Genomic DNA, 23,144 nt, shown 5'->3' with positions numbered 1-23,144 from the left:
CGGAGTAAGAAGTGATTAATCAACAGCAAACAGGGCCACTGACGTTCGGCCAAGGACCGCTTTCAATTGAAGATATTGTCGCGATAGCAAAAGGACACACACAGGCTAAGCTGTCGAATGAGACCGGATTTACTCAACGCATTGACGCAGGCGTTGCTTTTTTAGATAAATTACTCGCAGAAGACGGCGTAATTTACGGTGTAACAACCGGATACGGCGATTCCGTAACGCGCGCAGTCCCACTATCGCTAGTAAATGAATTACCACTGCACCTAACGCGTTTTCACGGTTGTGGTTTAGGCGATGTGTTTTCAAAAGTGCAGGGCCGCGCAATACTCGCGACTCGATTAAATTCATTAGCACAAGGTTACTCGGGTGTTAGTTGGGATATGCTGACGCTGTTAAAAGAATACCTAAACCACGATGTTGTGCCTGTTATTCCACAAGAAGGCTCAGTGGGCGCAAGTGGTGATTTAACCCCACTTTCATACGTTGCCGGTGCCTTAGTTGGCGAACGCGATGTGTATTTTAATGGTGAAGTGGCAAATAGTGGCGATGTGATGAAAGCCCTCAACCTAACGCCACTTACGTTAAGACCTAAAGAGGGCTTAGCGATTATGAATGGTACTGCTGTGATGACAGCACTTGCATGCCTTGCTTATGAGCGCGCCGAATACCTTGTCAAACTTGCGACTCGCCTTACGTCACTTGCGAGCTTAGGGTTAATGGGAAATTCACACCATTTCGATGATATTTTATTCTCTGTAAAACCGCATGCAGGGCAACAACAAGTGGCTGCTTGGATCCGTGATGACCTAAATTATCACACTCATCCGCGTAATGCTGACCGTTTACAAGACCGTTATTCTATTCGCTGTGCGCCGCACATTATTGGCGTGCTAGCAGATACCTTACCTTGGTTACGTCAGTTAATTGAAAACGAGCTAAACTCGGCAAACGATAACCCAATTATTGATGGTATTGGTGAACACGTGTTGCACGGTGGTCATTTTTACGGTGGCCATATTGCAATGGCAATGGATACGCTAAAAACGGCGGTTGCTAACTTAGCTGATTTGGCCGACCGCCAAATTGCGTCATTAGTTGATAGTAAGTTTAACAATGGCTTGCCAAGTAACTTATCAAATGGCGATCCAGAGCGTCAGTACATTAACCATGGTTTTAAAGCAGTGCAAATTGGCGCATCTGCATATACTGCTGAGGCGTTAAAACTAACGATGCCAGCAAGCGTATTTTCTCGTTCTACTGAGTGTCATAATCAAGATAAAGTAAGCATGGGCACCATTGCAGCGCGTGATGCACTGCGAGTCATTCAGTTAACTGAGCAAGTATTAGCAAGTACCTTGTTAGCGTCAATTCAAGCATTGCGCATTCGTAAAGAGCGCGGCGAAGTTGATACTGACAGTCTTGCCAATGGATTAACCGAAATGTACCAAGACATTACTGGTTATTTCCCGAATCTCGATGAAGACCGCCCGCTTGAGCGTACTTTGCGTGACACAGTCGATGCAATTCAACAGCAGAAATGGAAGTTATATGAATAGTCGAGATGCGCTATTAACTACGCAGGTTGAAATTGATGTACCGTTCCACGATTGCGACCCAATGCAAGTGGTGTGGCACGGTAACTATGCCCGTTACTTTGAGGTAGCGCGTTGTGAACTGTTGCGCTTGTTTGATTACGATTATGATGAAATGGCAGCCTCTGGCTTTATGTGGCCGATCATCGATATGCGTTGTAAATACATTAAACCTGCGCGTTTTCGCCAAGTGATTGTGGTAACTGCGTATTTAAAAGAGTACGAAAACCGCATCAAAATTGATTATGTGATCAGCTGTAAAGAAACTGGCGAAAAGCTGACAAAAGGCTATTCGGTTCAGGTTGCGGTGGGCATTAGTGATGGTGAAATGCAGTATGTGAGTCCGCCAGCACTGATTGAAAAACTATCAAAGGTGTTAGATGCGTAGCGCATTGTTAGTTTGTATTGCGTTTGCAGCATTTTTTGCAAACGCAAATACCACGCTTGTTGATGCGTTTAGTGAGCTAAAGCTGGTTAATCAGAGCAAGGTTAGCGGACAATTTGAGCAACACAAAAAAATTAAAGTGTTGAAAAACAGTATTGTTTCCGCTGGTAGTTTTAGTGCCGATCAAAGCGGCTTTGTGTGGCAGCAAAAAACACCGATTGCTTCAACAATTCGCATGGATGAACACGGCATTTACAGCAAAGATCATCGCGGAAATGAAAGCCAAATGACGAATGCTGATCTTTATATTCCGCTGCTACAAGCCTTATTATTGCAAGATCCAGTTAAGTTGTCTGACTATTTACAGGTTCAATCGGTGGCAGATAATTGCATAAACTTGTCGGCAAATGAGCCGCTTGACCAAGTGTTTAGTGCAGTAAAACTGTGCGGAACAGGCACCATCTCGCGAATTGTTCTCAGCGAGCAAGCGGGGCATACCACTGAGATCAATTTAACTTATGCCGCGGCGAATTAAGTTGAATTCTCACAGAATTTCCATCGCGCTTGCCTTTGTTGTGATTGCTGCGTTGTTTTGTGCAATTATTGCAAAGCAGTTCACCAGCGGCGACACGCAATTTAGCAGTGATATTTTAGCGGTGGTGCCACAATCTGATGTACTTGCGTCTCCTGCGATTACGCAAGCGAAGGCAATTATACAGCAGCGCTCATCAGGGCAGCTGGTGTTTAGTAGTGGCAACAAACACGCGTTACTGGCGTTTAAGCAAAGGCTAGAGCAAAATGCTGCGCTGACTTACATCCCGCCACCTGATATTAAGCTCGACGAAGTGGTGGCGTTTTACTCCCGTTATCCAGGCAGTTTAATGTCGAGTAGTTATCCTAGCCAACTGTCAGAGCCAAGTGAATTACTCAACTACACTTTGGCAGAATTAACCAAGCCAGACAGTACCTTAAGCGCAAGCTCATTATCAAGTGACCCAACATTAGCATTGGCAAGTTTTCTAAATGGTGTGTCGCATACGGGCAGTATGGGACAGCAAGACGGCTTGTTTAAAGTTCAGTTGTCACGGGAACAACAACAGATTTTTGCCGCTGATGACGAGCACAAAACCTTTTATCTTGCGCGTTTTATGCTAACTGAAAATGGTGCAGATTTTTCGCAAAGCATCGCATTAACGCAACAAATTACGGATTTAATTCGCCAGTTTGAGGCTGAATATAACAGCCGTATTTATTTCTCAGGTTTTGCGTTTCATGGCAGTGAAAATGCGCAACAAGCAGAATATGAAATTTCGACATTTGGCATCATTAGCTTAGTTGCTGTGGTGTTATTAGTGCTCTTATTTTTTAGAAATTTAATTGTTATTGGGCTGATGCTGGTGACAATTTTAAACGCCTGCATTTGGGGTATGGTCGCACTGGTATTGGTTTTCGATAACATTGAACTGATTGGCTTAGTGTTTTCGGTAACCTTAATTGGCGTCGCCATTGATTACTTATTCCATGTGTTGTGCGCGGAAAAAAACACGATTACAACGAGTTTGGTTCTTGGCTTTGTAACAACTGCCGCAGGTTATGCACTTTATAGCTTTTCACCAATGGCCTTGTTACAACAAGTTGCGGTGTTTATGATTTTTGGTCTGCTTGGTGCGCTTGTGTTTGCACTTTTTTGTCAGTATGCGCTTGATCTTAAAATTAAAAAGCCGCGTATTGCTTGGGCGAATGTGTTAGTGCTATTAAACCGTGAAAAAGCGAAGTTATTGGCTGTATTGGTTGTATTGTTCTCCCTCGGTTTTTTAGTGAAACCGATTGTGCATCAAGATGACGTGGCTGTTTTGAGTAATACAAGTGAGACACTTAAATACAATGAAATGTTTAACCTCGCTTTACTTGGCCAAAGTAATAAGCACCACTTTTTACTGACGGCTGATTCAATGCAGTCGGCGCTTGAAAAACAAGAGACGGTAGTTAAATGGTTGGAAAAAAACGCCAATCAGGTTGAAGTAAACAGTTTAGCTAATTACTTGCCGTCACTCAATGCGCAGCAAACTACCTACACCTTACTACAAAATAAAGTAGTGGCGGGTCACTATACTGAGGTGAGTAATTCGCTTGGCATTAATGTGGGGGTTGAGCAATATTCGCCATTAAGGGTGAGCGAATTTAAACAGTCGCCACTTAAGCAGCTGTTACCGCTTCATTTAGTGTTTGAAGATGCGCACAATGCGGTGCTTTGGTTTAATGTTGACACATTAACGAGTGATACCCTGAATGAATTATTAAACGAACATGGAGATTTCTTGCATTTACTTGATAAACGTCAAGAAATTTCAGATGCATTAGGTCATTATCGCTCTACAGTAATGGGACTTATGGCATTAAGTGCGGTGGTTGCAATGCTCGTTATGGCACTACGTTTTGACTTGGTTACGGCGTTATTGTCAGGGCTAATCATTGGTTTAGTGACGCTGTGTGCATTGTTACTCTCGAGTTGGATACAAGGTGCGGTGAATTTATTTAATTACCTCGCAACAATTTTAATTTTAGCGCTGGCAATTGATTATCTAATTTTTTATCGTAGTAAAGGCTTGTGCCAAAGTAACTTGCAGGCAATAAGTTTATCATTATGTTCATCATGTTTGGTGTTTGGCATATTAATATTGAGTAAAACACCGGCAGTTTTTAGTTTTGGTTTAACCTTAGTTATCGGGTTAGTGAGTCTTTATCTATTGGCTCCCTGTATTGTCAAGGAAAGGAAATGAAGGTAGAAAAAGTTGATGTAGTTGTAATTGGTGCAGGTCCTTCAGGCGCAGTTGCAAGTAGTTTATTAAACAAACAAGGAAAAAAGGTTGTCGTACTTGAGCGTGAAACATTCCCGCGTTTTTCAATTGGCGAGAGCTTATTACCTCAGTGCATGACCTATTTAGCTGAAGCTGGCTTAGTTGATAGTTTAAACTCGCAAGCGGATGCACTTGGCTTTCAGTTTAAAAATGGTGCCGCATTTGAAAAATCAGGCGAACACACCTTTTTTGACTTTACCGATAAGTTTACCGAAGGTCCGGGTACTACGTTTCAAGTAAAACGTGCAGACTTTGATAAGTTACTTGCCGATGGTGCGGCGCAGCAAGGTGTGACAATTCGTTATCGTCATACTGTAATTGAAGTGACTGAACACGCTGATTTTATGCGTTTAATAGTGATCGACGAAAGTGGTGAAACCTATACGGTTGAGGCAAAATTTGTATTAGACGCGAGCGGCTTTGGTCGAGTGTTACCGCGTTTGCTCGATTTAGAAAAACCGTCAAAATTCCCTGTACGCAGTTCTTATTTCACGCATGTTGAAGACAATATTACTGATGCTAATTTTGATCGTAATAAAATTCTGATTACTGTGCACCCAGAGCATCCAGATGTATGGTATTGGTTAATTCCATTTTCAGATGGCACGGCAAGTATTGGTGTAGTAATTGAGCCTGAAAAAGTTGTGGCAGCTGAGCGCGAACACCAAGAGATTTTGTTTGATTATATCAATCAAGTACCCAACTTATCGCAATTACTAAAAAATGCCAAAGCGATTGCACCTGCACGCCAAATTAAAGGCTATTCAGCGGACGTAACACGTTTACATGGCGAGCGTTTTGCACTGTTAGGCAATGCGGGTGAGTTCCTAGATCCTGTATTTTCTAGTGGTGTAACCATTGCACTTCGCTCTGCGTGTTTAATTGCGCCTGTGGTAAATGATTTGCTCGATGGCAAAGAAGTAGATCTTGCTAAACAATATGCAGAGCCGCTTAAGCAAGGTGTTGATTGCTTTAAAACCTTTGTTACCGCGTGGTATGACGGTCGTTTCCAAGACGTTATCTTCCATAAAGAGCAAGATCCGCAAATCAGACAAATGGTATGCTCAATTCTTGCTGGTTACGCGTGGGATACCAGTAATCCATACGTTGCGCATAGCGAACGTCGTTTAGATGTATTAGCGAAGTTATGCAAAGAGTATCAGTAACCTTACTAATACTGTGTTTATTGGTCGTAGGTTGTTCAAGTGCACACCGTATTGATACGGTGTCGCTTGATAGCGCCATTCACTATAAATTACAAGCAGTACCTGAAAATTGGCCAAAAATGTCTGCACTGCAATTGGTCACAGTAACACGGGGTGATGAGCAAAATACCTTGTTGTTACAAAGTGAACGTTCCGAGCAGCAACTCAATTTAGTCGCGCTAACAGCGCAAGGAATAAGTTTATTTTCATTATCGCTGTTCAAAGACGGTAATTATCACGTTGAAAACCATATACCCGGCATTAATTTGTACCCAAGCCATATGCTAGCCGATATGCAATTGGCAACATGGCCGCTTACAAATGTAAAACAAGGGCTACTTGGTGCATCCATTACGCAGCAGCAAGACGCACGCATTATTAGCGACCTAAATGGTGAAGTAATGCGCATTCGCTACACAGACACCACTACGACAATTACCCACATGCGTCGTCACTACACAATCACTATCGAAGAGATAAACTAATATGGCAATCGGTTTAAATGACTTAGGGCTTGTTTGTAGCCTAGGCGACAGTAAGCAAAGTGTGATGGCAGCACTGTCAAACAGTGAACTATCACAGCCGCAATTACTGACCAAATTTGATAAACCGGGCAATGACGGAACTGAATTTTTTGTCGGTGCTGTAAGCGCAACGTTACCAGAAATTTGTGAGCCACATTTTAATACGCGCAATAATCAATTGCTGTTAACCGCGTTCAAACAAATTGAGCACACGTTTACAGCGCTTACAAAACAATTTGAAAAACAACGTATTGCCATTGTGTTAGGCACCAGCACTAGCGCCATAAGTGAAGGTGAAAACGCCTATCAGCAATTTACAGATGAGGGTGATTACCCAGCGCATTTTAATTATCGTCAGCAAGAATTACACGCACCGAGCGAATATTTAGCGCATATTACGGGTGCAAGCGGACCTTGTTACACTATTTCAACAGCATGTAGCTCAAGCGGTAAAGCATTAGTCAGTGCGCGCGGTTTAATTGAATCGGGTATCGCAGATGTGGTGCTTTGTGGCGGCGTAGATAGTTTATGTAAAATGACCTTAAATGGTTTTAAAGCCCTTGAGTCGACCGCGGGTGAATACTGTAAACCGTTTCACAGCGAGCGTGATGGTATTAATATTGGCGAGGCGGCAGCACTTTTCGTAATGAGTAAACACCCTGCTGCTGTGCGTTTATGTGGCGCGGGTGAAAGCTCTGATGCGTATCATGTTTCAGCGCCAGAACCGTCTGGCCGTGGGGCAATTGCAAGCATGACAAAAGCCTTGCAAGACGCTGGCATCGATGCCAAAGAGATTGGTTATATTAATGCTCATGGTACCGGCACACCGAAAAACGATGAAATGGAAGCGAATGCTATTCATTCACTTGGCTTTGATTGTTTAGTGAGTTCAACCAAAGGTGTTACTGGCCATACGCTCGGTGCGGCAGGGGCATTGGAAGCGGGGATCTGCTGGTTGCTACTAAGTAATTTCAATAAAGACGAGATTATTCCTGCCAATTACCCCGTAGCGGAACTTGACGAAAAACTTTCGCCAATTAGACTCGCAGCATCGAATTCTTCTGGTAAAATACGCTTTTGTTTATCCAACTCGTTTGCGTTTGGTGGCAATAATGTGTCACTTGTTTTTGGTAATTAGCGCATCAACGGAAAAACATCGAATTAAAAATGTAACGCTAGGCATCAGTGCTAACACTCAAATGCCAGCGCAAGTAAACTCGATTAAGTGCTCTCGCCCTATTTGGGCGTTGTTTATTTTGCATACTTAATCCGAAACTTAGGTTAATTCATGACACATTATTCGATTGAAGCGGTGCTACCTCACGCCGACCCAATGATCTTACTCACGCGCTTGGTGAGTTATGATCAAGACTCTGCCGTTTGCGAGGTCGATATCTCTGCACAATCAGCGTTCTTTAACGAACAAACTCAATCAGTTGCAAGTTACATTGGTACTGAATATATGGCACAATCTATCGCAGCATACGCAGGTGCTTTAGCACTCGATGACAATGCTGCGGTTAAAATTGGATTTTTAATTGGTTCGCGTAAATATAAGACATTCACTCCTGAGTTTACGCTAGGGCAGACGTTAGCTGTTTCGGTTAAAAAACTGTTTCAAGAAGAAACAGGGTTAAGTGTATTTGAATGCCAAATTCTACATGCAGATACGGTTCTTGCTGAAGCTAAAATCAATGTCTTTCAACCAGATGATCCTGTGCAGTTTTTAAAGGAACAACAATGAAAAAACGTGTATTAGTAACTGGCTCAAGTCGCGGAATAGGCAAGGCCATCGCATTAAGATTGGCCGAAGACGGATTCGATATTACGCTTCATTGCCGAAGTGGCATTGACGCGGCAATGCAAGTAAAAGAACAAATAGAAGCACTCGGCCGTCACGTTAGCCTTGTTCAATTTGACGTATGTGACCGTCAAAAAACGCAGCAAGCATTGCTTGAAGATGTCGAAGCGCATGGAGCGTATTATGGCGTTGTGTGCAATGCCGGTGTAACACGCGATACAGCCTTTCCTGCAATGACAGGTGAAGAGTGGGACGAAGTATTAACTACAGGACTAGATGGTTTCTACAACGTAGTGCAACCTTTGGTGATGCCGATGATCCAAACGCGTAAAGGCGGCCGCATTATCACTATGGCGTCGGTATCGGGCATTGCTGGTAACCGTGGCCAGGTTAACTACAGCGCAGCAAAAGCGGGTTTAATTGGTGCAACTAAGGCACTGGCGCTGGAAGTGGCAAAACGTAAAATTACAGTAAATTGCGTCGCACCGGGTTTAGTTGCAACCGATATGGTTGATGATTTACCAGTCGATGAAATTTTAAAGATGGTACCTATGCGCCGTATGGCAGAGCCAAAAGAAGTGGCGGGTACAGTGGCATTTTTAATGTCAGATGACGCTGCCTATATTACGCGTCAGGTTATTTCGGTAAATGGTGGGTTAGTTTAGTGAAACGCGTTGTTGTAACAGGAATGTCTGCGATTACTGCGCTAGGCGATAATTGGCAAACGTTTAAAAGTGCCTTAAAAACAGGTGAAAACGCAGTAGAGACAATGCCAGATTGGACATTTATTAATGGCTTAAATACCAATTTGGGCGCGCCAGTGAAGCATTTTGAAAAGCCTAAGCATTATTCACGCAAAAAGATCCGTTCAATGGGGCGGGTATCACTTATGGCAACGCGTGCAACAGAATTAGCTCTCGAACAAGCAGGCCTTTTAGCGCACCCATCGTTAACGAATGGCGATACCGGTATCGCGTACGGCTCATCAATTGGCTCTACTGCACCGCTTATTCCATTTGGCCGCATGATGGACAGTGGCGAAATGACGGGAGTTACAGCAACGAGTTATATTCAAATGATGGCGCATACCGCGCCAGTTAATGTGGGCGTATTTTTTGGTTTAAAAGGCCGCGTTATTACCACAAGCTCAGCATGTACATCAGGCTCACAAGGTTTGGGCTATGCTTTTGAGGCGATTAAATTTGGTCGTCAAAAGCTAATGGTTGCAGGTGGCGCAGAAGAATTGTGTGTAACCGAAGCTGCAGTATTTGATACCTTGTACGCAACCAGCTGCAAAAATGACACGCCAAAACACACTCCACGCCCGTTTGATAAAGACCGTGACGGCTTGGTGATTGGTGAAGGTGCATGTACCTTTATTTTAGAAGAATTAGAACACGCACAAGCGCGTGGCGCGCATATTATTGCCGAAATTGTCGGCTTTGGCTGTAACTCAGATGGGCAACATGTAACCCAGCCAACTAGTGAAACCATGCAAGTGGCGATTGAGCAAGCAATTGCCGAGGCAGGTATAGAAAAATCTCAAATTGGTTACGTGAATGCTCACGGCACATCAACTGATCGTGGTGACATTGCCGAATCTCATGCAACTTTCAATGCGTTAGGTAAGGTGCCGATTAGTTCGTTAAAGAGTTATTTAGGACACACCTTAGGCGCGTGCGGCGCTATTGAAGCGTGGGCGAGCATTCATATGATGCAAGACAATTGGTTTGGTGGCACGACGAACTTAGATAATGTCGACCCAGAATGTGCGCCGCTTGATTACTTACCTGTAGAGGGACGTGAAATCGACACCGATTACGTGATGAGTAACAACTTTGCGTTTGGTGGGATCAATACCTCGTTAATCTTTAAACGCTGGTTGTAAATCATGTTGATGCGATGGATTGCACTTAGCCTACTGTTTATCTCAACACACAGTGTTGCCGATGAAGTAACGTTTGGCATTGGCGCGTTTTATTCATCGCTCCCCCATTATTTAGGCGCGGAACAAAACGAAAGTTATGTGGTGCCGCTGCCGTACATTCACATTGAGAAAGAACACTATAAAGTAGAGCGCAACGAATTCGAATCATTTTATGAAGTTGCACCTAACCATTATATTAGCCTAAGTGCAGGTGGCGCGATTGCCGTATCAAGTAAAGATAATCGTGCCCGTGAAGGCATGGATGACCTTGCTTGGGTAGGCGAAATAGGCCCGAGTTATCAATATTTTGGCTTTGGAAATCCTACCTCAGACGACTATTTGTATATTTCACCTTTTATTCGAAAAGCGTACGCATTCGATGGCGGAGATATTGACGATATCGGCAGTGTGTATGGCGTTATGCTAGAGGCGGGGCAGCAGATTTATGAAGATGGTCAGCATCAGGTAAAACTGACTGGACGTTTTAGTACCCGTTTTGGAAGTCATGCTTACAACAGTTATTTTTATCATGTTGCTGAACAATTTCAAACAATTGACCGTTTGTCTTTTGATGCAGATTCGGGTTATCTTGCATCGGTATTTAGTTTAGGATTAACTTACGATAACGATTGGCTTTGGGCCGGCGGTTTTATTCGTTATTATAATTATTCACACAGTGCAAATCAGCAAAGTCCCCTGTTGCGTGATAATCACAACGTTGCACTTGGTTTTGGCTTTGCATGGAAGTTCTATTCATTAAAAAATTAGGGAGAAGTAATGAAAAAATTAATTCTTGGTGTTTCGCTTGCACTTGCTGCGAGTACTGCAACGGCGCGTGATGATATTGGTCGTTACTCGGTTGAAGAGCTATTAAGCACGGCAAAAGCTGAGCAAGCGCTTGATCCAAACATTAAACTATTTTTTGGTAAGCAAAAAGCGGGCGAAGTAAAGTCAACTTACGGTGAAGTGCAAACTAATAAAAAAACCAATGCGTTCAACAAAAGCGATAAAGAAGCGTGCCAATGGGTAATGCTTAGCGCATTGAAATCATTACAAGAGCGCGCGCGCAGAGAAGGTATGAATGCCGTAATGAACATCAGTTCGTACTACAAAAAACGCGAATTTGTAAGTGACACTGAATTTGAATGTGGCGCAGGTTTTGTTATGGCCGGTGTGACATTAAAAGGTGATTTGGTTAAACTATAAGAGTTCAACCATTCTTTAAAAAAAGCCCGTTTAGGGCTTTTTTAATATTTAAGGCAGCAAAAATGCAAAACCAACCAAATAACCCATTACATGGCTTAACGTTAGAGAAAATTGTGACACAATTGGTCGAAGAGTATGGTTGGGATGGCCTTTACCGCGAGATTAAAATTAACTGTTTTTCAAACGATCCTTCAATTAAATCATCGCTAAAATTTTTACGCCGTACCCAATGGGCGCGTGATAAAGTTGAAGCTCTGTACCTTGATACTTTCCGCTAACTGATCTAAACGTCCAGTAACTCACTATAATTAAGTAACAATTTGAGAAATCAGGGAGTGCTTAATTATGAGAAACGAGCTAGACGCAAAACTATTATTGAAAGTATTCGACCTTATCTACCAAAAAGGCGAAGACTTTGAAGACGGTAAACTCTATCAAGGGATCACAGCGTTTTCTGATATTGACGGCTATACCATTTACTTGAAAGGAAATGGTGTATTGCTACGTTTTGGCTTTCACAACACTTATCACCTTGATTATGAGCACAGCAAATTAAAAGATGTGTTTATGAGCAAACTCGAATCTTTGGTTAAAGAAGTTGAATAACGAGTTCCTCTAGCTAGCTAACTTACTTAAATCTAAAAATTTTTATTTAAAAAACGCGATACGCGCGAGGAGCTTATGAGACAGATCATTATTTTAATTCTTTTGCTGTTAGTTACTGGATGCACAACGCATTATCCTAACCAAGATATTGAAGGTAAACCATTTCCAAATGTCACCGGCACGAGTTTAGAAAAACAAACTGTTAATTTACCAGCGCATGTTGCTGGCAAGCCGAGCGTATATTTAATTGGTTATAAACAAGATTCGCAATTTGATATTGATCGCTGGTTAATTGGACTTGATATGAAAGAAGTGGATGTGGTTGCTTTTGAATTACCCACTATTGCAGGCATGTTTCCGCGTATGTTTAGTACCCAAATTGATGAAGGTATGCGGCGTGGCATTCCAAAAGAGTTATGGGGTGGGGTAATTACAATTTATGAGCACGGTGAGCGTATTCAAGCTTTTACCGGCAATGAAAAACCAAATAATGCACGTGTTGTATTATTAAATCGCCAAGGTGAAGTGGTGTATTTTTATGATCGTGGTTTTAGTGTTGCTGCGCTCAATGCGTTAATTACCCGATTGGCAGAACTAGATTAATCTTATTTAACCCAGACTCGGGTTATTTAGGTAAAAGAAAAGGCGCAATGTGCGCCTTTTTTACTTTTATGTACCTAACCGCAGGTTACAGCGAAAATGTTCTTGAAATAGAGAACACTAGGCGCTCATCAGCAGTGTCCCAATCAAGGTTTGTATTTTCAGCTGCAAGCTCTAGGTTAAACCCTTTAAAGCTGGTTTGATAAGCTAGACGATAGTGATGGTATGATGAATTATTGCCATCCCATAACCACTTATCGCCATCAAGTGAGTTTGACACATCAAAACTTGCACGTAGCGTATGATTTGGCGCGATTTCATAAGAATGCGCTAGCATAGCAATGGTATGGCCTGCGCCTGTGCCAAAGTAATCCCAGCTGTACCAGAAGTTAAACTCGGTATTACCTAAGGCTGATGAATAACCAAATTTTGCGTATGCTTCAGGGTAGTTACCATCATCTGAATAGCTTGCGCCGTGGTAAGTGTAATACGCGATACCATAATCAAGGCTTAATGCGTCATTTAAGCTGATATAGTGGCCAGCGTAAAAATCCCACTCAATGTTAGTGTCGTCACCAAAATCAACATTTGACGCCCAACTACCTGCATAAAAGCCGTTTTCAAATGATTTATCAAGACTAACCTGTAGCGCAGGGTCGTTCATGGTTTGGCTAACACCGTTGAAGGTGTAGTCAGATGCCCCAGTTACCGTTGTACTCCAATCGGCATGCGCCACGCTTGTCATTACTGCAACCGGGATTAGTGATAATTTAATTAAATTTTTCATATGATTAGCTTATTGTCTCTATTTTATTAAAATCAATTGCGTTTTCTTTTGGAGAGCTTTGAATCGTCTTAACTGTTTTGAATTTATTAACCAAAATAAAACCAAAACCAGCAAAGAAAATCGCAATAACAATGGCACCAACCCATTGGATTTGTAAAAAGTTCAGTTTAAATAATAGTGTTAAAAGTGAAAGTGCAACAATATTTAGCAACAGATAATTGCGCTTACCTAAACGGGCGACGGTTAGGTTAAGGTTATCTGTGTATAAGCGGATCAGTGAGTCTAATGAATTGATCACAAACACAATACCAACAAATACCATTGCAAAATTCACTAGGCCATCGGTTGCAATACCAGCATCATGGTAGTGATACAGCACGGCAAACCAAGCGGCAATTGGAATTGACGGGAAAATCAACATCGCTGCGAGTACTTGGTAGGTTTTAAGTCCACCAACAAAACGAGAGGTGAATTGACCAATCATAATGCTCCACGCAAACCACCAGAATAAATAGAATTCATGGTAGTCGTTAAGCGGCAATACAAAATGGTGAATATTCGCAAAGTAGTCGCCAATTAGTGCTAAGTTATTTGTATAGGCACTCATTTCGCTGTCGCCAAATACAAAGGCGCCTGCCCACATCGCAACAATTAACGCGATAAATACCCAGGTTGTTGTAATACTTAAAAAGCGTACATAACGAATACTGGTACTTGAATAAGCAGCAAAACAAATTGCCGCAAATACAATTAAGTAAAATGTTGGCACAATTGATTCGCCATCACCTACCGCAGGTAGGTACCAAGGCAAGTTACTCAGTAACAAAAAGGCAGTAAACGCACATGTGCCGATAATTACCACGTTGTTAACCAATTTTACCAGTGGAATTTCGAAAAATTTCACTTTAGGTTCAATTACACAGAAATAAAAACAGGTCAAAAAGTAGAAACCCCAAATTAAGAATCCCCAAAATCCAAACTCAATTGCGAGTGGGTTTGTGAAGCCATATTCTGGGCTTGCTTTTATGTCTGCATAACCGGCAAACTCGGTTAGCGGAAACATGATAAGGCCAACGTCGAGGCCAGATGTAAACAGAATTGCAATAAAGGTAAATGTTTTAACTGGGGTCACACCCACTACTTGCATATTGCCCCATTTATATAAAATAAAGGCGATTGAAAGTAAGGTGAACAAAATACCAGCACTAAGCCATAAGGTCATTATCACCCTCCCAGTATAAGTAAAAATAGTCCATAGTTTTCCTATTTGTTGTTGTCATAGTTAATCAATAGCGAGTTGCTATTTGTTGAAAATAACGATGAAAGTTGTGATGCTTTCATCGCTACTACCAATTTTTAGCGCTGTTGCTGCTGCCAATCTGGCTTAATGCCAACAGGCATAGCAGTTGAGTTGAGCGCTGGCTTTGCCAAAATGATGTCAGCCGCTTTTTCTGCAACCATAATGGTTGGCGCATTTAAATTGCCATTCGGTATGGTTGGGAAAATAGAAGAGTCCACCACGCGTAAATTGCTTATTCCGTGCACTTGCGTATTTGAATTTACTACCGCCATATCGTCTTCTCCCATTTTGCATGAGCAACTTGGGTGATAAGCACTTTCAACGGCATCACGCACAAAGGCATCAATTTCTTCATCGGTTTGAATTTGTTCGCCAGGTTGAATTTCACCGTCGCGGTAATCATCAAACGCAGGCTGTGCGATAATTTCGCGAGTTAAACGCACGCAAGCGCGGAACCCTTCAATATCGTCGGGGTGCTGTAAGTAATTAAACTGAATCTTTGGTGCAATACTCGGATCAGACGATTGAATCGTCACCGCACCACGACTTTTCGGTTTATTGTGGCCCACATGTACCTGAAAACCATGGCCATCAAAAGCTGATTTACCATCGTAACGAATCGCCGCAGGTAAAAAGTGATATTGAATATCAGGCCATTCAACGCCCGCTTTTGAACGAATAAAAGCACAGGATTCAAAGTGATTAGTAACTCCAAGACCTGATTTTGCAAACAACCATTGTGCGCCAATTAAGCCTTTTGAAATCAGCCCCAATTTACCGTTTAAGGTAATTGGCTTTTTACATTTGTACTGAAAATAAAACTCTAAATGATCTTGTAAGTTTTGACCGACACCCGGTAACTCGTGCTGCACTTTTACGCCGGCTTGTTCAAGCACGTTGCGTGGTCCAATGCCCGATAACTGCAATATATGGGGGGAGCCAATCGGCCCCGCGCTTAAAATAACCTCTTTATTAGCAATGGCACGATGCGCTTTCCCTTTAATGGTGTAGTTCACACCCGTGGCTTTTTTGCCTTCCAAACGTACTTTAGTTACCAGTGCATTGGTTACTATGGTTAAATTCTTGCGGTGCTTTATTGGATCTAAATAAGCGCGACTTGCCGAGCAGCGAATGCCGTTTTTAACGGTCATATGCATCGGGCCAAAACCTTCTTGGTTTTCACCGTTGTAGTCGTGAGTATGGTCATAACCTGCTTGTTTACCCGCTTCGATAAACGCGCGGTACAAAGGGTTAGCCATTTCATTACCGTTATTAACGCCAAGTTCACCGTCGCCGCCGCGATAATTATCTTCACCTAAATACCAGCTTTCGGCTTTTTTAAAGTAAGGTAAACACGCTTGGTAATCCCAGTTTTCTGCGCCGTGTTCGGCCCACTCATCAAAATCTTTTGCATGACCACGTACGTACACCATGCCATTAATTGACGAAGAGCCACCCAATACCTTGCCGCGCGGACAGTGCATACTGCGATTATTAAGGTAAGGCTCTTTTTCAGTATGAAATTGCCATGCGTATTTATCGCCATTCATTGGAATTGATAACGCCGTTGGCATTTGAATAAAAATACTTTTATCCGAACCACCGGTTTCCAGTAAAAGTACCGAATGTTCAGGATTTTCAGATAAACGGTTGGCGAGCACACACCCAGCTGAGCCTGCGCCGACAATAATATAATCGTACTGCATAAAATTACTCGCTAAAATGGGCTTTCAATTTGGCTCATGCCAACATAAATTGATTTGGTTTGGGTGTAGCTATTTAGTGTTTCTACACCGTTTTCGCGGCCGATACCCGAGCGCTTGTATCCGCCAACGGGCATTTCAGCAGGCGAATTGCCATAGCTATTTATCCAACAAATACCAGAATTTAATTGATGAATCACGCGGTGGGCGCGTTTGATGTTTTGACTAAAGACACCCGCGGCTAAACCAAGTTCTGTATTATTCGCGCGTTTAATCACGTCGTCTTCATCGTCAAACGGCAGTACACACATTACTGGACCAAAAATTTCTTCTTTGACTATGGTCATGTCGTCATTGCAATCAACAAAAATAGTCGGCGCAACGAAGTTACCGTTAGGTGCAGATTCTGGTGTTGCCTGATAACCCCCAGTTAAAACCGTGGCACCTTGCTGTTTACCAAGCTCGATGTAGTTTAAAACTAAGGCTAAGTGTTTTTTCGAAATTAGCGCACCTAAATTAACATTTGGATCGAGTGGATCGCCCATTACAATGTTATTCTCGGTGCGGTTTTTTAACTCCGCGATAAACTCATCGTAAACATTTCTTTGAACATAAACACGGGTGCAGTTGGTACACACTTCACCTTGGGTATAGAAGTTACCGAGCATTGCAGCGCTTACCGCTTCGGTGATTTCGGCATCATCGAACACGATTAGCGGCGATTTACCGCCCAGTTCCATGGTCACTTCTTTTAAGTTACTGGCGGCGCTTTGCATCACTTTTTGGCCTGTGCCCACTTCACCAGTGAACGAGACTTTTTCAATATCTGAGTGTGTAGTTAACCATTGACCAACATCGCCTGCGCCGTGTACCACGTTGAATACACCTGCTGGCATGCCAGCTTCAATAAATATTTTGGCTAGTTCAACCGCACCGCGAGGTGTTTCTTCAGATGGTTTGAAAATCAATACGTTACCTGCCGCAAGTGCCGGGCCCGATTTCCAACAGGCAATTTGCAGTGGATAGTTCCACGCACCAATACCAGCGCAAATGCCTAATGGCTCTTTTCGCGTATAGAAAAAGTCATTACCAACCGTTTGCTGTGAACCTAGTTGTGTTGGTGCAAGGCCTGCAAAATATTCAATAACATCCGCACCCGTTTCAATATCCACACAATCGGCTTCTTGAATTGGCTTACCTGTATCCAATACTTCAATTTTTGCCAAATCGTCGTTGCGCTCACGCAATAGGGCAACCGCTTTTAATAAAATTCGGCTACGTTCAACAGCGCTCATTGCTGACCAAGTTGCAAAACCCTGTTTGGCACTTTCAATGGCTTGCGCTTTAATAAACTCGTCGGCGATTTCAGTTTGGTAAATAACCTCGTTTGTAGCGGGATTGATAATATCAAACGACTGACCTGATTTGTTTTCAAGCAGTTCGCCATGAATAAAGTTGAGCAATTTAGGAAGAGACATAATTAATCCTGACACACGGGAATAAGAGAGTTAACGTAGTTTTTAGCAAGCAACTCGGCATTGCTAAATTCATCTTCGTTAGCTTTGGTTAATACGGCACGTAACCACAGGCCGTCGATCATCGCTGCGCTAAGTGTTGCAGCTTGTAGCGCTTGCTCATGTGGCAATAATGCTTTGAACGAATACAGTAAATTGCTGTACAGACGTTTTGCATTAACCGCTTGCAAGCGGTGTAATTGTTCATCGTGCATTGATTCTGCCCAAAAACTCAGCCACGTTTTGGTGACATGGGCCTGCTTTTGTACAACAGAGAAATTTGCTTCGACGATTAACATAAGGCGTTGTTGCTGACTTATGTTTTCGTCGATTTTTGAGATTAAGCTGGATTTTAAACTGGTTAGTAAGTAACGCACGGTCGCTTCAATTAACCCATTCTTACTGCCAAAGTAGTGACTGATAATGCCCGAAGACAATCCAGCTCGTTTACTAATGGTATTAATCGTTGTCGCTTTTAATCCGAGCTCGGCAACTGAGTTTAATGTTGCGTCAATCAGCTGTTGACGACGTATGGGTTCGTATCCAACTTTAGGCATATTTTTATTAATTGATCGTTCAATAAAAATAAATTCTAATGAACTCTAACTAATATTTCAAATCTAAGGGGGCGTTTACGTTTGTGTTTATGTATGTTTTTGCAATGATTTAAAACAGTAAGTTGCTGAATTTGTTATTTTAAATTTGCCATTAAAATTATTTAAAAATAATTTGTTTTGTTGTCATATTATTACAATTAAAACTATTTCTACTGTAAGTAAATTGGTGTTCCGAGAAATGCGGAGCAGTTTTTAGCTGGCGTTAAATTAAGAAATGGCTTTTAAAAAGAAGCAGTTTGGTTATTGCAGTTTACGTGGATGGATAGGGAGTTAAGGCAACAATACCAATTTACTCAAGTAGCTGCTCATCCTCGCGGACTAAACATCATGCTAACTGTGTTAGAATTTATCATGTAGAACAATCACATAAGTAAAGTTCCGCATTGTTATCAGTTCATTTATCCAGGACTATTCTTGTTCTCATAATTAACAGAATTGGCATAATAAAAAAGAGTCGTGGGAAGTTTATTTTGAGATGGGTAAACAGGGTAACTAATTTTTAATTTAGGTAAGTTACCCTTATTTAAGTGTTAAGCAATGAGTTGCTTTACTACAACAAGTTGTTGTTCGCTTGTGGTGGCTGTTGCAAGTTGCGATGCTAAGTCGCTGCCATTTATGTCAGACAGTAACTTTGCTAATGCATGTTTTGATAACGTTACGTCAAAATAATCATTAAGCTCATGGCCGCCAAACCAAATAAGCCCGGCTTTTTCCAACCAATCAATCGCGGCGCTAATTTCAATTGCTAAATCAAGCGGCGAATCGCAATTAAATCCACCTTGATTAATTAACATGTGCGATAACGTAGAGCATGAAATGTCTATTTTATTGGGAAATGCCGTTTGAGTTTGTTTCATTACATGGCATACCACAGCCTGAAACAAGGACATATTAGGCAGGTTTTTACTGATTGTATCGTTCATATTTCTCTTTAACCACTTGCTGTTGCGGTACTTTTTACTATTCTTAAAACATACATTTTGTAAGTATCATACACTAATAATAATGCCAATATTGCCTTTTCGTTGTGTAAAACTGCTGCCGCTTGCGCTTATGCTAAGTGTGTCTGAACATGCATTTAGTGCAACAAATTCCGATCTCTTCGCGCTCGATTTGCATCAGCTGAGTGAAATTGAAGTCACCATTGCCAGTAATACGCTGGAAACAAAAGCAACGGTTCCCTCTACCATTACGGTGTTTGATGAAAAGCAGCTCACAGCCTTAGGTGTAAACAATGCGTTTGACGTATTGAACTACGTACCGGGTATGCAAATGGCGCGCGGCGATTGGGTAGGTGCTGTGCCAAAAGAGCATGCTAGAGGGGTAAGGTTAGACAATGGCTATTTGTTAATTTTACTTGATGGCGTGCGTTTAAACGAAACATCGTTTGGTAAAGCCACGGTTTATACTCCCTATATTGCCGCATCTGTGCTTGAAAAAGTTGAAATCATTCGAGGTCCTGGTTCGGCCCTTTACGGCAGCAATGCGTTTTTAGGTGTAGTTAATTTTATTACTAAAAAAGCACATAAAAGATTTGAAGTTGCGATTGGCGACCACGGTTATAAAGCGTTCAGTGGCAGTTATGCAAATACACAGGAGCAAATGAGTTTCAGTGCGAATGTCTCGTTACAACATAGTGATGGGCAATCATACGACGTAGGGGAGCAATTAACGGTTAACGACCCTTTAAAACATGTATTTGTAAACGCCCAATTGGACTACCAAAATAGTGAATTGCGTTTTCATTTTATTGAAAATCAACTGGATGAGTTTATAAACCTCGGTGGTTTTAGTAAACAAAATGTACATACCAGTCAGTCTGCCAGCATTAGTTTGCAGCATCAAATATGGCAAAATGATCATCATGAAATTGACGTGCTGGCAAGCTACGCTAATTTTCAAATTGATTCTTCTGGCATGGTGTTACCAACAGAAGCGGGTATTGTAAGTAATGATTTTCTCACTGGGCCAAACTGGCGAACGCAGTGGAGTAAGTTAAAGTTTACCCATAATTACAAGCTATCAAGCGATAAGCAATTAAACTCTGGTTTTGAATACCGCCATGCCAGTCAATATCAAGCGGGTGTTACCACCAACTTTTATGATTTTGATAGTCAGTTAATAATTCCAAACGATGCGTTTTATTTAGGCGGATTACAACGGATTGAGAACATTCCTGAATTTGCAGCGCTAAGTGCTTCGCATGACTTTTATGGCGCATATAGCCAATTAAAGTGGCAGTTAAATCCAAGCTGGTTGTTTTTTATTGGTGCGCGATACGATGACATAAGAGATCTAGATAGTAAATTATCACCGCGTTTTTCAGCGATTTGGCATGCATTGGATAATCAAACTATTAAGCTTCAATACGGCGAGTCATTCAGAACCCCGGTTAATAATGAGCTTTACTCAAGCGACAGTGTTACCAAAGGCAATCCTAACTTAACGTCTGAATACGTTAAAACAACCGAGCTAGCGTGGCTTTATAATGGCAAAAGCACATCACTTGAAGCTGCGCTATTTAACAATCAATTAAGAGACTTTATTAATCTAGTACCAACTGTCGGAACCAGTTTTTTTACCTTTGAAAATAGTGTTAATGAGAATATGTCTGGGGTGGAATTATCCGCTAAAAAGCTCTATCACAAGCTACAAATAACCGCTAACTACACGCAGTTATTTGACGAGCCAATTAATCAAAGCTTTAAGCGTTTTGCTAATTTACAGTTGAGTTATCCAACTGACTTTATCGATTTTCATATCAACGCCTTGTGGCGTGACAAAATTGCAGCCGAGCGCAGTGATGAATTTCGCTATTATCAACCGAGTTACACATTAGTAAATGTCAAACTATCACGAAGTTTTGCGCGTCATACACTGTCACTAACAGGTGAAAACCTATTTGATAAAGACTATAGCATTTTTGATCCGCGAGTTTGGGATGGCGCGGTGCCAGGAAAAGGCCGGCAACTGGTGTTAAGTTACCAATATGCCTTTAACTAACACACAAACGATTGCTTCGCTCTCGTTTAAATAACGTTTTGGTTTAGTTATCAGCGAGCCCTAATCAGGCATTGCTTCAATGCTGACAATCGCAGAGCGGTTTAAGGTAATTTTGTAGCGTTTAGCTGTTTTTGTGCCATTGGCCGAATAGGTAACCACTAAGTTTATCTGATAACGCCTTTCTACCGATTGACCCGATACTTTGCTGCCGTCCAAACTGTAGAGTTTGCCTGCACCTTTTTTTAAGTATCTGACAAAAGGGGTTAAGTTAAAAAACACTTGCTGCTGAATTTCTTCATAACCCGGTAAAAACGCTTTAGCAATTACTTTACTATCACAGCGGTAATGAATTAAATGTGCTGCTTGTTTGTTTTGCTGACGTCGTTTTTTAAATAAATTCTCGACATTATCGGGTAATGCTTTTCGACGAATATGTTCAAGCCATACAGTTTGAGTATGAATGGTTTTATTATCTGCACTGCTTTTAAATATATGACGCCATTTGGGACGCCCTTGCCTTATTTTGCGCCAAATTACGCGAGTTAAATCTTCTTTAAAAGTTTCACGTAGGCCATAAATAACTCCCAACATGGCAATCAGCGCTAATGTAACTTCTTGGAAGTTTGAACGTGCATTTAGAACTAAAAACATCACAAACGCCATCATAACCGCTGTGACTGTGCCTCGTACCAAGCGCTGCAAGTTTAAGTTAAGGTTTTTGGTTTCTTTACTAAACACCACACCATATTCGATTAGCCTTTGCAGTAAGCGCATTTTGTTGGTGATGCGATTGGGATCCTCTAGCGTTTGTTTAGAATTGTACTCACGCTCTTCACGATAGGCGCTTTCACTGCGACAAAAATCACGTAATGTATCACGCGCTTTTGCAAACTCACTGCTTTTTGGACCTTTTGACAACAGCTTTAAAAACATTTGTTCACAGTGCCAACTTAAGTAGTTATCGGCGTTGTCGAAATAAGGTTTTAGTTTTTTGTCGGGCGGTGTGTAGCGGCGCAATTTCTTCAATAACACGCTTGCTTGTTCAACCAATTCAGTGGCTGCGGGATAAAACACCTCGGCATCTTTTATTTTTTGTGTATGTTTAATATCCGCCTCAAGTGCCAAGCGAATTTGGTACGAGTAAAGATTTAAATTCAAGCGATAGTCGGATTTTTCACCTTTTGACTGACTAATAAAACGGCTGCGCACTAAGGGTAAATGTAATTGCTCAGAATAATAGGCGCTGTGGCTTTTCACATGGGCGTGAAAATAGTCTTCTTCGTTTAAGGTGCTGGTGTTGATGCCCATTTCTACGGGCAAAGAAAAATACAGGTCGAGGCGCTGCGTTTCTTTGGGAAGCAATAAATAGCTTAACTTAATTGATAAGCTTTCATCTTGAGCGAGTTTTACGTCTCTGTCGATATTGAGCACTCCTTTTCTGCTTTAGTTATCGCTATTAAGCATAGCATAAATCTACTTTAATAACATGATGTTAAATTATAAAGCG

General features: G+C 41.8%; 23 protein-coding genes. 16 read left to right on the top strand and 7 right to left on the bottom strand.

Annotated elements, in window-relative coordinates; translation table 11 throughout:
- Positions 1-11 precede the first annotated feature (11 nt).
- The 15 genes from ACXAFE_RS16695 (at position 12) to ACXAFE_RS16625 (ending at position 12,716) form a co-directional block, all read left to right on the top strand.
- On the top strand, positions 12-1,565 hold the full coding sequence (locus ACXAFE_RS16695) for an HAL/PAL/TAL family ammonia-lyase (protein ID WP_475155049.1): 1,554 nt from the start codon (positions 12-14) through the stop codon (positions 1,563-1,565).
- Positions 1,558-1,989, top strand: a complete 432-nt coding sequence (locus ACXAFE_RS16690; protein WP_010559414.1) for an acyl-CoA thioesterase — start codon at positions 1,558-1,560, stop codon at positions 1,987-1,989. Before ACXAFE_RS16695 ends, ACXAFE_RS16690 begins: the two co-directional genes overlap by 8 nt.
- Complete coding sequence (locus tag ACXAFE_RS16685; RefSeq protein WP_475155045.1) at positions 1,982-2,521, top strand: outer membrane lipoprotein carrier protein LolA; 540 nt, start codon at positions 1,982-1,984, stop codon at positions 2,519-2,521. Before ACXAFE_RS16690 ends, ACXAFE_RS16685 begins: the two co-directional genes overlap by 8 nt.
- A 1-nt stretch (position 2,522) precedes the next feature.
- A complete protein-coding gene (locus tag ACXAFE_RS16680) occupies positions 2,523-4,766 on the top strand; it encodes an MMPL family transporter (protein WP_475155043.1) in 2,244 nt (747 codons plus the stop codon).
- A complete protein-coding gene (locus ACXAFE_RS16675; protein ID WP_475155039.1) occupies positions 4,763-6,010 on the top strand; it encodes an NAD(P)/FAD-dependent oxidoreductase in 1,248 nt (415 codons plus the stop codon). Before ACXAFE_RS16680 ends, ACXAFE_RS16675 begins: the two co-directional genes overlap by 4 nt.
- Positions 5,992-6,534: a DUF3261 domain-containing protein gene (locus ACXAFE_RS16670; RefSeq protein WP_475155036.1), complete on the top strand. Its 543-nt coding sequence runs from the start codon at positions 5,992-5,994 to the stop codon at positions 6,532-6,534. The genes ACXAFE_RS16675 and ACXAFE_RS16670 overlap by 19 nt, the downstream gene beginning before the upstream one ends.
- Before the next feature lies 1 nt (position 6,535).
- Positions 6,536-7,711 carry a beta-ketoacyl-ACP synthase gene (locus ACXAFE_RS16665; protein ID WP_475155032.1) on the top strand — a complete coding sequence of 392 codons (1,176 nt, stop codon included), beginning with the start codon at positions 6,536-6,538 and terminating at the stop codon, positions 7,709-7,711.
- A 150-nt stretch (positions 7,712-7,861) separates the two neighbouring features.
- Entirely contained in the window at positions 7,862-8,317 is a 456-nt protein-coding gene (locus ACXAFE_RS16660) for a hotdog family protein (RefSeq protein ID WP_010559408.1), read from the top strand.
- A complete protein-coding gene (gene fabG, locus ACXAFE_RS16655; protein WP_475155029.1) occupies positions 8,314-9,039 on the top strand; it encodes a 3-oxoacyl-ACP reductase FabG in 726 nt (241 codons plus the stop codon). Before ACXAFE_RS16660 ends, fabG begins: the two co-directional genes overlap by 4 nt.
- Entirely contained in the window at positions 9,039-10,262 is a 1,224-nt protein-coding gene (locus ACXAFE_RS16650; RefSeq protein ID WP_475155025.1) for a beta-ketoacyl-ACP synthase, read from the top strand. Before fabG ends, ACXAFE_RS16650 begins: the two co-directional genes overlap by 1 nt.
- Positions 10,263-10,265: 3 nt before the next feature.
- A complete protein-coding gene (locus tag ACXAFE_RS16645; RefSeq protein ID WP_475155023.1) occupies positions 10,266-11,069 on the top strand; it encodes a MipA/OmpV family protein in 804 nt (267 codons plus the stop codon).
- A 9-nt stretch (positions 11,070-11,078) separates the two neighbouring features.
- Positions 11,079-11,507, top strand: coding sequence for a hypothetical protein (locus ACXAFE_RS16640; protein ID WP_010559404.1), 429 nt, complete (start codon positions 11,079-11,081; stop codon positions 11,505-11,507).
- A gap of 62 nt (positions 11,508-11,569) precedes the next feature.
- Positions 11,570-11,785, top strand: a complete 216-nt coding sequence (locus ACXAFE_RS16635) for a VF530 family protein (RefSeq protein ID WP_010559403.1) — start codon at positions 11,570-11,572, stop codon at positions 11,783-11,785.
- Positions 11,786-11,852: 67 nt separating this feature from the next.
- Positions 11,853-12,113, top strand: a complete 261-nt coding sequence (locus ACXAFE_RS16630) for a DUF3081 family protein (RefSeq protein ID WP_054980757.1) — start codon at positions 11,853-11,855, stop codon at positions 12,111-12,113.
- A 75-nt stretch (positions 12,114-12,188) separates the two neighbouring features.
- On the top strand, positions 12,189-12,716 hold the full coding sequence (locus tag ACXAFE_RS16625; RefSeq protein WP_475155016.1) for a hypothetical protein: 528 nt from the start codon (positions 12,189-12,191) through the stop codon (positions 12,714-12,716).
- Between the two features lie 85 nt (positions 12,717-12,801).
- Here the strand turns inward: ACXAFE_RS16625 and ACXAFE_RS16620 are convergent, their stop codons facing one another.
- From ACXAFE_RS16620 to ACXAFE_RS16595, 6 genes are all read right to left on the bottom strand, one after another.
- Positions 12,802-13,500, bottom strand: coding sequence for a TorF family putative porin (locus ACXAFE_RS16620; RefSeq protein ID WP_105171932.1), 699 nt, complete (start codon positions 13,498-13,500; stop codon positions 12,802-12,804).
- Positions 13,501-13,504: 4 nt separating this feature from the next.
- A complete protein-coding gene (locus tag ACXAFE_RS16615; protein ID WP_010559399.1) occupies positions 13,505-14,722 on the bottom strand; it encodes a choline transporter in 1,218 nt (405 codons plus the stop codon).
- Between the two features lie 134 nt (positions 14,723-14,856).
- Positions 14,857-16,506, bottom strand: a complete 1,650-nt coding sequence (gene betA / locus ACXAFE_RS16610; protein ID WP_475155014.1) for a choline dehydrogenase — start codon at positions 16,504-16,506, stop codon at positions 14,857-14,859.
- Positions 16,507-16,517: 11 nt separating this feature from the next.
- Positions 16,518-17,981, bottom strand: coding sequence for a betaine-aldehyde dehydrogenase (gene betB, locus ACXAFE_RS16605; protein WP_475155011.1), 1,464 nt, complete (start codon positions 17,979-17,981; stop codon positions 16,518-16,520).
- A gap of 2 nt (positions 17,982-17,983) precedes the next feature.
- Positions 17,984-18,574 carry a transcriptional regulator BetI gene (gene betI, locus ACXAFE_RS16600; protein WP_475155005.1) on the bottom strand — a complete coding sequence of 197 codons (591 nt, stop codon included), beginning with the start codon at positions 18,572-18,574 and terminating at the stop codon, positions 17,984-17,986.
- A 590-nt stretch (positions 18,575-19,164) separates the two neighbouring features.
- Complete coding sequence (locus ACXAFE_RS16595; RefSeq protein WP_475155001.1) at positions 19,165-19,557, bottom strand: hypothetical protein; 393 nt, start codon at positions 19,555-19,557, stop codon at positions 19,165-19,167.
- 82 nt (positions 19,558-19,639) lie between these two features.
- Here ACXAFE_RS16595 and ACXAFE_RS16590 point away from each other — a divergent pair, with 82 nt between their 5' ends.
- On the top strand, positions 19,640-21,637 hold the full coding sequence (locus ACXAFE_RS16590; protein WP_475154997.1) for a TonB-dependent receptor plug domain-containing protein: 1,998 nt from the start codon (positions 19,640-19,642) through the stop codon (positions 21,635-21,637).
- A 60-nt stretch (positions 21,638-21,697) separates the two neighbouring features.
- Here ACXAFE_RS16590 and ACXAFE_RS16585 read toward each other — a convergent pair whose 3' ends face one another.
- Complete coding sequence (locus ACXAFE_RS16585; RefSeq protein WP_475154995.1) at positions 21,698-23,068, bottom strand: hypothetical protein; 1,371 nt, start codon at positions 23,066-23,068, stop codon at positions 21,698-21,700.
- Positions 23,069-23,144 lie beyond the last annotated feature (76 nt).

The organism is Pseudoalteromonas sp. ABV4_021 (assembly GCF_056159365.1).
Note: the sequence above shows the minus strand (reverse complement) of the source record. Positions and strands in the feature narration are given on the sequence as shown.

Bases quoted from the DNA above. Each gene is read 5' to 3' on its own strand.
- ACXAFE_RS16675 (WP_475155039.1), top strand. From the start codon at position 4,763: ATGAAGGTAGAAAAAGTTGATGTAGTTGTAATTGGTGCAGGTCCTTCA.
- ACXAFE_RS16595 (WP_475155001.1), bottom strand. From the start codon at position 19,557: ATGAACGATACAATCAGTAAAAACCTGCCTAATATGTCCTTGTTTCAG.
- betI (WP_475155005.1), bottom strand. From the start codon at position 18,574: ATGCCTAAAGTTGGATACGAACCCATACGTCGTCAACAGCTGATTGAC.
- fabG (WP_475155029.1), top strand. From the start codon at position 8,314: ATGAAAAAACGTGTATTAGTAACTGGCTCAAGTCGCGGAATAGGCAAG.
- ACXAFE_RS16620 (WP_105171932.1), bottom strand. From the start codon at position 13,500: ATGAAAAATTTAATTAAATTATCACTAATCCCGGTTGCAGTAATGACA.
- ACXAFE_RS16685 (WP_475155045.1), top strand. From the start codon at position 1,982: ATGCGTAGCGCATTGTTAGTTTGTATTGCGTTTGCAGCATTTTTTGCA.
- ACXAFE_RS16590 (WP_475154997.1), top strand. From the start codon at position 19,640: ATGCCAATATTGCCTTTTCGTTGTGTAAAACTGCTGCCGCTTGCGCTT.
- ACXAFE_RS16645 (WP_475155023.1), top strand. From the start codon at position 10,266: ATGTTGATGCGATGGATTGCACTTAGCCTACTGTTTATCTCAACACAC.
- betB (WP_475155011.1), bottom strand. From the start codon at position 17,981: ATGTCTCTTCCTAAATTGCTCAACTTTATTCATGGCGAACTGCTTGAA.
- betA (WP_475155014.1), bottom strand. From the start codon at position 16,506: ATGCAGTACGATTATATTATTGTCGGCGCAGGCTCAGCTGGGTGTGTG.
- ACXAFE_RS16635 (WP_010559403.1), top strand. From the start codon at position 11,570: ATGCAAAACCAACCAAATAACCCATTACATGGCTTAACGTTAGAGAAA.
- ACXAFE_RS16665 (WP_475155032.1), top strand. From the start codon at position 6,536: ATGGCAATCGGTTTAAATGACTTAGGGCTTGTTTGTAGCCTAGGCGAC.
- ACXAFE_RS16660 (WP_010559408.1), top strand. From the start codon at position 7,862: ATGACACATTATTCGATTGAAGCGGTGCTACCTCACGCCGACCCAATG.
- ACXAFE_RS16690 (WP_010559414.1), top strand. From the start codon at position 1,558: ATGAATAGTCGAGATGCGCTATTAACTACGCAGGTTGAAATTGATGTA.
- ACXAFE_RS16630 (WP_054980757.1), top strand. From the start codon at position 11,853: ATGAGAAACGAGCTAGACGCAAAACTATTATTGAAAGTATTCGACCTT.
- ACXAFE_RS16670 (WP_475155036.1), top strand. From the start codon at position 5,992: ATGCAAAGAGTATCAGTAACCTTACTAATACTGTGTTTATTGGTCGTA.
- ACXAFE_RS16625 (WP_475155016.1), top strand. From the start codon at position 12,189: ATGAGACAGATCATTATTTTAATTCTTTTGCTGTTAGTTACTGGATGC.
- ACXAFE_RS16615 (WP_010559399.1), bottom strand. From the start codon at position 14,722: ATGACCTTATGGCTTAGTGCTGGTATTTTGTTCACCTTACTTTCAATC.
- ACXAFE_RS16640 (WP_010559404.1), top strand. From the start codon at position 11,079: ATGAAAAAATTAATTCTTGGTGTTTCGCTTGCACTTGCTGCGAGTACT.